The 9,390-nt window shown below is 66.3% G+C and carries 7 protein-coding genes and 3 tRNA genes; 5 read left to right on the forward strand and 5 right to left on the reverse strand.

Features of this window, described 5'->3' with window-relative positions; translation table 11 throughout:
• From P3W97_RS10270 to P3W97_RS10285, 4 genes are all read left to right on the forward strand, one after another.
• A partial coding sequence (locus P3W97_RS10270; protein WP_300846429.1) for a tetratricopeptide repeat protein occupies nt 1-1,556 on the forward strand: 1,556 nt, incomplete at its 5' end.
• Nucleotides 1,553-3,199: a response regulator gene (locus P3W97_RS10275; RefSeq protein ID WP_300846431.1), complete on the forward strand. Its 1,647-nt coding sequence runs from the start codon at nt 1,553-1,555 to the stop codon at nt 3,197-3,199. The genes P3W97_RS10270 and P3W97_RS10275, both read left to right, overlap by 4 nt.
• 123 nt (nt 3,200-3,322) lie before the next feature.
• Nucleotides 3,323-3,398, forward strand: a tRNA-Ala gene (locus P3W97_RS10280).
• A gap of 5 nt (nt 3,399-3,403) precedes the next feature.
• Nucleotides 3,404-3,479: transfer RNA gene (locus P3W97_RS10285), tRNA-Lys, on the forward strand.
• Between the two features lie 414 nt (nt 3,480-3,893).
• On the opposite strand, the gene P3W97_RS10290 is transcribed toward P3W97_RS10285, so the two are convergent.
• Together P3W97_RS10290 and P3W97_RS10295 are read right to left on the reverse strand one after the other, a co-directional pair.
• Nucleotides 3,894-3,970: transfer RNA gene (locus P3W97_RS10290), tRNA-Met, on the reverse strand.
• Nucleotides 3,971-4,065: 95 nt separating this feature from the next.
• A complete protein-coding gene (locus tag P3W97_RS10295) occupies nt 4,066-4,857 on the reverse strand; it encodes an enoyl-CoA hydratase (protein WP_300846433.1) in 792 nt (263 codons plus the stop codon).
• 185 nt (nt 4,858-5,042) lie between these two features.
• Between P3W97_RS10295 and P3W97_RS10300 the strand changes: the two genes are divergently transcribed.
• A complete protein-coding gene (locus P3W97_RS10300) occupies nt 5,043-5,861 on the forward strand; it encodes an enoyl-CoA hydratase-related protein (protein ID WP_300846435.1) in 819 nt (272 codons plus the stop codon).
• Here P3W97_RS10300 and P3W97_RS10305 read toward each other — a convergent pair.
• From P3W97_RS10305 to P3W97_RS10315, 3 genes are all read right to left on the reverse strand, one after another.
• Complete coding sequence (locus P3W97_RS10305; protein ID WP_300846437.1) at nt 5,815-7,725, reverse strand: peptidase M61; 1,911 nt, start codon at nt 7,723-7,725, stop codon at nt 5,815-5,817. The genes P3W97_RS10300 and P3W97_RS10305 overlap by 47 nt on opposite strands.
• Complete coding sequence (locus tag P3W97_RS10310) at nt 7,722-8,408, reverse strand: DsbC family protein (protein WP_300846441.1); 687 nt, start codon at nt 8,406-8,408, stop codon at nt 7,722-7,724. Before P3W97_RS10310 ends, P3W97_RS10305 begins: the two co-directional genes overlap by 4 nt.
• Before the next feature lie 126 nt (nt 8,409-8,534).
• The coding region (locus tag P3W97_RS10315; protein ID WP_300846439.1) for an FAD-dependent monooxygenase at nt 8,535-9,390 on the reverse strand (856 nt) is incomplete at its 5' end.

Here is a 9,390-nt window from a genome sequence, read left to right on the forward strand (position 1 = left end):
TCGGCCGCATCGCCGATGCGCGGCGCGAGATCGAGCGCCATGCCTTCGACCTGGTGATCTGCAGTGACGCCTTCCCGCGCAGCGGCTCGGGCCAGGCCCTGCTGGACGATCTGCGCCGCAGCGGGCTGCTGCCCTTTGGTACGGTATTCATCCTCATCACCGACGAGGCCACCTACCTGAAGGTGGCTGAGGCGGCCGAATCGTCGGTGGACAGCTACATCGTGCGCCCCTACCCCGTCGGCAGTCTGTACGATCGCATCGAACAGGCGCAACGGCGCAAGGCTGCGCTGTGGGACATTCACCGCGCCATGGAAGAAGGCCGCTACGACGACGCTGTCGATCTGTGCCTGCAGCGCTTTGCCGCGCGGGGGCCGCAGTGGTTGTCCGCTGCGCGCTGGGGCGCGGAGATCCTGTTGCGCCTGGGCCGCTTTGGCCAAGCGCAGGCCCTCTTTCAGTCCATCTGGGACACCGAGCCCCACCTATGGGCCCTGCTGGGCGTGGCGCGCTGCCAGCTCGAAAGCGGAGCCCCTGGCGCAGCCATGGACACCCTGCGGCAGTTGATCGAGGCCGCCCCCGACTATCCCGATGCCTACGATGTGCTTGGGCGGGTGCAAATGGAGTTGGGGCAGTTCGAGGACGCGCTCGACAGCCTGGGCAAGGCGCTGGAATTCACCCCCATGGCCATTGGCCGCCAGCAGCGGCTGGGCATGCTGGCGTTCTTTCTGGGCAACCGGGACAAGGCGATCGAACTCCTGCAGCGTGCCACCTACCTGGGGCTCGACTCCAAGATGTTCGACGCCGAAAGCCTGGTGCTGCTGGCCATCGCCGCCTTCGAGCGCGGCGACCCCGCGGAGTTGGAACGGCACCACGGCGAGCTGCGCAAGCGCGCGCTGGCCAATCCCGAAGATGTGCGCCTGCAGCGCTTTTTGCAGCTAATCGACCTATTGGCCCATGCCTGCGAGCGCCGCGCGGATGCCCTCGCGCCAGCCCTGGCCGACCTCGGCGAGACCGCCGTCGCGCCCAACTTCGACATGGAGGCGGCCTGTAACCTGCTGGCCGTTTTGGCCGCCTTGGCTCGGCACACGACGCTGCCCGACCAAGACGCCCTGGTCAACCGGCTGGGCCAGCGCTTCGCCATCTCCAAGGCCATGAGCGAGCTGCTGGCCCATGCAGCCAGCCATCACACCCGGTACGCCGAGCGCCTGCGCGAATGCGAGGCCACCCTGGTGCAAGGCATCGAGCAAGCGCTGCGCCGCGCCAGTCAGGGGGAGCCGGTGCTGGCCTTGGCACAGCTGTACACCTTGGCGCAAGACAGCCTCAACGCCCGCGCGGTGGAGACGGCCTGGCTGATGCTGCAGCGCTACGGCAGTGACATCCCAAACGCCGACAGCTGGCGTACCCGGGTGGCCGCCTTGCGCCGGGCCTACGGAACGGCACACAACCGGCCCGCCTTGGGCGACCCACGGCTTCGTCCTTCGGGAGGTATCCACCTGGGGCCCATGGACCGCGCCGCGCCCTTGACACAGGCGACACAGGCCGATAATCCCGCGCCATGAGTCTGATGGATTTGTTCGGGGCCACGGCGTTGGTCATCGACGGCAATCCCACCTCGCGCTCTATTCTGGTGTCGCAACTGCGTGACATGGGGGCCCAGACGGTGGCACAAAGCCCACGCATCGCCGATGCGCGCCGCCAGCTCGAGTACCGGACCTTCGACGTCGTCGTGTGCGAGCAGGAGTTTCCCAACGACTCGGCCACGGGCCAGGCGTTGCTGGACGATTTGCGTCGCGCTGGGCTGCTGCCTTTTTCGACCGTGTTCATCATGGTCACGGCCGAAGCGGCATACTCCAAGGTGGCAGAGGCAGCCGAGTCGGCGCTCGACTCCTACCTGCTCAAGCCTTTCACCGCCAACCAGCTGGCGCTACGCATCGGACAAGCGCGGCACCGCAAAACGGTGCTCAAGGATATTTTCGAGGCCGTCGAGGGCAGGCAGTACGAGCGCGCGGCCGAGCTGTGCCTGAGCCGCTTTCAGCAGCGAGGCGACTATTGGCTGTATGCGGCGCGGGTAGGCGCTGAGCTGCTGCTGCGGCTGGAGCGCTACGACGAGGCCCAGCGCCTGTACGAAGCGGTAGTCGAGGCCAAGGCCTTGCCCTGGGCCCGGCTGGGCGTGGCGCGCGCTCAGCTCGAAGCCGGGCAGTCGCAAAAAGCGAGCCAAACCCTGCAGAGCCTGATCGACACGGAAGCCAGCTACGCCGACGCCTACGACGTGATGGGGCGCGCCCAGATCGAACTGGGCAACTTTGACGCCGCTTTAGCCGCCTACCGCATGGCCACCGATTTGACGCCCTCATCCATCAGCCGGCTGCAGCGTCACGGCATGTTGGCCCACTATTGCGGTCAGAGCGCGCTGGCCGAGGAACTGCTGGCACGATCGGTGCGCCTGGGGCTGGACTCCAAGATGTTCGATGCGCAGTCACTGGTGCTCCTGGGCTTCATGCGCTTCGAGGCGGGGGACCGCAAGGGCCTGCAGCGCTACCTGGACGATGCCTTGCGCATGGTGGAGCGCCACCCCAAATCGCAGCGGCTGCGGCGGCTGGCCGAAGTGCTGGAAATCACCCTGCTGCTGCACGATGCGCAGGTGGCCCGGGTGCTCAGCCAGGTGCGCGCAATGATGGGCGCCATCACCGAGGCGGACTTCGACTTCGAGGCCGCCTGCAACCTGACCACCTTGCTGGCCTATCTGGCCCAACGCGCCATCCAGATCGACGAAGTCGAAGAACGCCTGACCGTGCTGGGGCGGCGTTTTTGCACCTCCAAAGCCCTCACGGCGCTGCTGGCACAGGCGGCCAATGCCCACCCCCCCTATGCCGAGCGGCTGTCTGCCCTGCACAACGAGGTGCTGGGCATCGTGGAACACGCCATGCGCCAAAGCTTGGCGGGCAATCCTCGCGCTGCGGTGCTGGAACTGATCGACCAGGGGCGCGCTACCTGCAACGCCAAAATCATCGAGTCCGCCTGGGGCGTACTCAAACGCTATGAATCGCGCATCGACGACGCCAAGGCGCTGGCCGACATCATCCAGCCGCTGCGCGAGCGCTACCAGTCCTACGCCAACAAACCTGTGATCGGCGACAAGGCCGCCCGACAAGCCGGCGGGGTAAGCCTGCGCGTCATGGATGTCAAAACGGTGGAAGCCTGAGGCCGCATCGCCAAACACCGCCTGCCGCGCGATGACCCTCTGCGAGGGCGGACCATCGGCCATGCAGTGCTTGCCGCTGGCTCACCTGCAAACGCTGGACACTTCGCTATAATATTGGGCTATGGGCCGATAGCTCAGCTGGGAGAGCGCTGCGTTCGCAATGCAGAGGTCGGGAGTTCGATCCTCCTTCGGTCCACCAAAGTCGGGTTCTTAGCTCAGTTGGTAGAGCAGCGGACTCTTAATCCGTAGGTCGTAGGTTCGAATCCTACAGGACCCACCAGACTGCCCAGCGGCACTCTCCTCCTCGGCCGCCAGCGGCGTATAGGTTCAGTGCCCAGAGTGTGAGGATGCCTTGACCAAGAGCATCGAACCCTCCCGGGGCATTTCGGACAGCGCAACCAGCCCACCGCCGTCCAATGCAAGCTGCAAGACCAAAGATGAGCGCGTAGCGCGCACCAAATTGGCAAGCCTGAACGAGACGGTGTCGTCGGCTGGCCTGTTTGAACGGGGTGTGCAACATACCGCAGGTGTGCGTCCAGAACGCACTACGCTGCATGTCGCAGAAGCGCGGGGGCCGGTTTGGCGTCGTCGCCGCCGCCGCACCTTTTCACAAGCGCTGTATCCACGGCGGCGATGGGGAGGCAGCCGCGGAAATCGCCCCACCCCACTGTAACAGCGGCCAGATGGGCTGGCTTGGTGGCGCTTCAGGGATTCGAACCCCGGACCTGCGGATTATGATTCCGTCGCTCTAACCGGCTGAGCTAAAGCGCCATCGGTTTAATGATTATAGCCAAACTCGGCACCCACCGGGCGCCGGGCGCCGACGCTGGTAAAGCCAGCGTCAGGCATGAGCGGGCCCCGGCTGTTCAGCGATGCCGAAAGTTCGGTGTGCGCTTGTCCAAGAAGGCGGCCATCCCTTCCTTCTGGTCCTCGGTGGCAAACATGGCGTGGAACAGCCGGCGCTCGTACATCAGACCGTCGGCCAGTGGGCCTTCGAAAGCACGGTTGACGGCCTCTTTCGCAGCCAACACCGCCAGCCGGGGCAGCGCTGCGATGGACAGCGCAATAGCCAACGCCTCGTCCATGAGCTTGTCCAGCGGCACCACCCGGCTGACCAGGCCGGCACGCTCGGCCTCGGCCGCATCCATCATGCGACCGGTCAGCACCATGTCCATGGCCTTGGCTTTGCCTATGGCACGTGGCAGCCGTTGGGTGCCGCCCGCGCCGGGGATGACACCGATCTTCACCTCCGGTTGGCCAAACTTGGCATTGTCGGCCGCGATGACGATGTCGCACATCATCGCCACCTCGCAGCCGCCGCCCAGCGCAAAGCCGGCTACGGCTGCGACGACGGGCTTGCGCACATGGCGCAGCGCCTCCCAGTTGCGCGTAATGTATTCGGTGCGGTAAACCTCCGAAAAGGTGTAGCGCGCCATCGCCGCGATGTCGGCACCGGCGGCAAAAGCCTTCTCGTTGCCCGTCAGTACGATGCAACCGATTCCGTCATCGGCGTCGAAGGCCTCGAGGGCAGCGCCCAGCTCGTTCATGAGCTGATCGTTTAGGGCATTGAGCTGTTTGGGCCGGTTCAGCGCGATGATGCCCACCGGCCCTTCGGTGCGGGTGAGCAGGGTTTCATACAGGGGGGATGTCTCGCTCATGCAGGTTTCCTCGGTCAGGCGTCCAGAATAAGGCTCAGGCGTTCATGACGAACGCCGACTATAGCGCCCCTGCAGGGCCGTACTGGCTGCGGCTGGCGGAGGGGTCGTGGCAGCGTTTGGGCGGGTTACGATTCGCGCATCGCGGCCGGCCTGGCCGCTCATTCCAGAGCCAGAGGAGACTTCCGATGTCCCAGCAACCAGCGGCAACACCGGCAGCCAACGAGATTGTGTTCGAGCGCCGCGGTGCAGTTGCCGTGCTCACGCTCAATCGCCCCCATACGCTCAACAGCTTTACCCGCACCATGCACCAGGCGTTTCAGCGCGCGCTGGCTGACGTGGAGGCCGACCGCGACATTCGCGCCCTGGTGCTGACCGGCGCCGGACGCGGGTTTTGCGCTGGGCTGGACCTGTCGGAGTTGGACTTCGCGCCCGGCCCTGACCTATGGGAACGCGCCAACCCCGGACCCGTGCTCGAGACTGGCTTCAACCCCAGCGCGCGAGCGCTGATGAATCTGCGTGTGCCCACCGTGGCGGCGGTCAACGGGGTGGCAGCCGGCGCCGGCGTGTCGCTGGCGCTAACCTGCGACATCACCATCGCTGCGCCCGGCGCCAGCTTCGTTCAAGCCTTCAGCAAAATCGGGCTCATTCCCGATGCCGGCGGCAGCTGGCTAACCGTGGAGCGGTTGGGACTGGCCCGCGCCATGGCGTTGGCGATGCTGGGCGACAAATTACCGGCCGAGCAGGCCCGCGACTGGGGGCTGATCTGGGCGCTGGCCGATGACCCCCTGGCCGCTGCGCTGACCTTGGCCGAACGCCTGGCCGCGATGCCCACCCGCGCGCTGGTGAGCACCCGGCACCTGATGCGCGGTGCACTGCAGCGTTCGTTCGAACAACAGCTCGAGGTGGAGCGCGAATACCAGGCCGCGCTGGGCCGCAGCCACGACTATATGGAGGGCGTCACCGCCTTCTTGCAGAAGCGGGCGCCACAGTTTCGCGGGGAGTGAGGTCAGCCCCCAACTCGGTGGGGGCGGGCTGTAGCTGCACATGGATGGCTGGCGCTGGCCACTGGAGCGGGCAACGCAGCACGCGGCCGTCGCGAGCCACCCAGCACACCAGGGATTCGTCCGGAGACAGCCTGCGCGCATGCACGGCCACATCGTCCAGCCGCCGCACGCGCCAGACCTCCCCCGCACGTTCCACGGCCAGCCATTCATCGCCAGCGGCCAGACCCGCCCGCTCGGCCGCACCGCCCCGCAGCACATTGCGCAGGCGGATGCCGTTGGCTTCGTCCACGCGCAGGCCAAGCTGCTGCGCCAGGGGCGCGCGCTCCTCGATCCAGCGCACGCCATGCCGCTCCAGCAGGGGGCGCAGCGGCAGCTCATCGGTGCCATGCACCCAGGCGTCGAGCTCAGCGTCCATGTCGCGGCCAGCCAGGCGGCGCAGGACGGCACGCAGGTCAGCCTCACGCATAGGCCCACCAGCGCAGCGCTGCCACAGTGCACGCATCACATCGTCCAGGGTGGTTCGTCCCTCGCAACGCAGTGTCAGATCCAGGCACAGGGCCACCAGCGCGCCTTTGGCGTAGTAGCTGACCGTCGCGTTGGGGGTGTTTTCTTGGACTCGGTAGTACTTGATCCAGGCGTCCCAACTGGCCTGCGCCACACTCTGCACCTGTCGCCCTGGGGTCTGCAGCACATGGTTGATGGACTTGGCCAGCAACTGCAAATAGGTGGCTTGATCGATCAGCCCGGCGCGCAGCAGCAGCAGATCGTCGCAGTAGCTGGTAAAGCCCTCGAAGAACCACAGCAGCTCCGTCAGATTCTCGCGGTCGTAGTCGTAGCGGGTGAATTCCCGCGGGCGCAGCCGCTTGACGTTCCAGGTATGGAAATATTCGTGGCTGATGAGCCCCAGCAGCGTCGTGTAGCCGTCGCCCGCGCGCAGCGGAGCAGACGCCTGCTCCGATGTCCCCAGACTGGGCAGCGGCTGCAGTGGAAGGTCGGTGCGGGCGCAAACTAGGGCACTGGAGTGGCGATGCTCCAATCCGCCGTAACCATCCTGCGTGGCGTTGAGCAAAAACAGATAGCGGTCGATGGGAGGGGAGCCGTCCGGGCCATGCCAAAAAGTCATGGCAGCCTCGCACACCCGGGCGGTGTCGCGCAGCAGCCGCTCAGAATCCCAGCCGACCATGGCCCCGCTGACGACCAAACGGTGAGGCACGCCGCGCACCACGAAGTCGGCGCACCAAAACTCCCCCATTTCCACAGGACTGTCGGCCAACTCGTCGTAGTCGGCGGCCAGATAGGTGCCAAAGCCGTCACCGCAGGCCCAGCGCCAGCCACTTGCCCCCTGCGAACCATCATCAGAAGCGGCAGCCCATGGGCGCAAGGCCGTGGCCACGCGCCAGCCACGGGTGGCCTCGCCGCCAAGCAGGGTCAGGGCGTGCGGTTCGTTTTCGCGCCCGTGCACGCGCAGACACAGGCTGGTGGGGTTGAAAAAGCCCCGCCGCGCATCCAGGTAAGCGGCACGCACCGAAGGATCGAAGGCGTAAACCTCATAGCGCAAGGTCAGCGTGGCACTGGGGGCCTCGTCCCCTACATCGGCTTGCCAAGTATTTTTGTCCACAGCCCGCAGCGGCACCGGATGTCCATCGAGCGCTGCTTGCAGGCGCTGCAGATGCTGGGCGAACTCCCGCACCAGGTAACTGCCCGGAATCCACACCGGCAGGCTGACACGCTGCCGAGGCGCGGGGCGGTCGATCGCCAAGGTGACCCGCCACAGGTGGGCATGGGCGTCAGCCACCTCGACGGTGTAACGCAAGGCCGCCGGCTGAACCGCTTGGCGGGCCGGGACGCTGCGGCGAGAAGTCATGGGGTGCTGCCGCTTTGGGCCAGCAGCGGCTCCAAACGGTCCAGCCCCACCGCACCTGGCAGACGTATCCCGTTGGCCAGGATGGTGGTAGGGGTGCCGCTGATGCGGTACTTCTGTCCAAAGGCAATATTGCGCTCCAAGGCCGCGGTGTCGCACTTGGCGCCGGCCTTGGGCTCGGGCGGCGTCACGCCGCGCAGCATCCAGTCGTCCCAGGCTTTGTTGCGGTCGGGCGCGCACCAAATCGCGCGGGATTTTTGCTCGGAGTCCTTGCCCAGCACGGGGTAGAGGAAGGTGTGGATGGTGACATTGTCTAGCTTGGCCAAGTCGCGCTCGAAGCGTTTGCAAAATCCACAGTTGGGATCGGCAAAGACCGCCAGCTTGCGCTGCCCGTTGCCACGCACCACCGTGAAGGCATCTTTGAGCGGCAGTTCGTCAAAAGCGATGGCGGTGAGCTTCTCCAGCCGTTCCTCGGTCAGATTGACGCGGGCCTTGGTGTCGATGAGGGCGCCCTGGATCAGGTAGTTGCCCTCGGCATCGGTGTAGAGGATGTCCGTGCCGTTGATGCGGATCTCGAACAAGCCCCGCATCGGGGTGGGCCGTACCTCCTCGATGCGAGGCAGGTTGGGCAAGCGTTCGCTCAGGTTTTTGCGGATGACGGTCTCGTTGGCATGTGCTGAAGTCATCACCAGCAGCACAGCCCCCACCGCGCCCAGCGTGGGTTGACGCAGCACGGGCAGGGAAAACAGAGCAAAACGGGTCATGTGCAATCTTTGCAATGAAAAAGAAGGGAGGTGGGCCCGATGGGACCATTACGGCCGGGGAACGACGGGCTTGCCCGCTGCCTGTTGGATGAACCAGTGTTTGATCGGTTCCAGCCGGTCCACCGCGCGCAGCCCCCAGCGCCGCAGCGCGACCAGCCGTTCATCGCGGCCGCCAAACAACCCGTACAGGGCATCGGTAGCGGTTTGCATGGCGGCCACGGGGGCGGCACGGGCGCGCTCATAGCGGCGCAGCAGGCGCAGATCGCCCAAGGGGCGCCAGTACTCGCGCTCGCGCAGCACGCGCGCCAGCTCGGCGGCGTCCCCCAGGCCGACGTTGAGGCCCTGGCCGGCCAACGGATGCATGGCATGGGCGGCATCCCCCGCGAGTGCTAGCCCCGGGCGCACCCAGGGGCGGGCGATCGACAGCTCCAGCGGCCAGCTTGCAGGCTGGCCCAGGGTGCGCATCTCGCCCAGGGCGGCCCCACACGCCTGTTGTACCGAGAGGGCAAATGCGTCAGACGGCAGCGCCAGCAGAGCGTCCGCACGGGCATGGGGCACTGACCAAACCAAGGCGACGGATTGCCCCTCTTCCCCCCCCAACGGTAGCAGCGCCAAGATGCTGTCGCCGCAAAACCACTGCCGGGCCACCGCGCCGTGGGGGCGCTCGCAGTGCAGCCGTGCCGCGATAGCAGTATGGGGGTAGGGGCGTGTGTCGTAGATCAATCCTTCTGCCGCCCGGGTAGCACTGCGGCGCCCTTCGCAAATCACGGTGAGGCCGGCCTTCGGCCGTGCTCCCGCGTCGTCGATGAGCCGGTCGATACCGGCCTGAAAGGCCACCGCCTGCCCCAGCGCCGCTTCCAGCGCCGGCACATCGACGATCCATGCCAGCGGGTCGGACGGCGCC

It is taken from the genome of Tepidimonas sp., from assembly GCF_029335975.1.
Lineage (GTDB): Bacteria > Pseudomonadota > Gammaproteobacteria > Burkholderiales > Burkholderiaceae_C > Tepidimonas.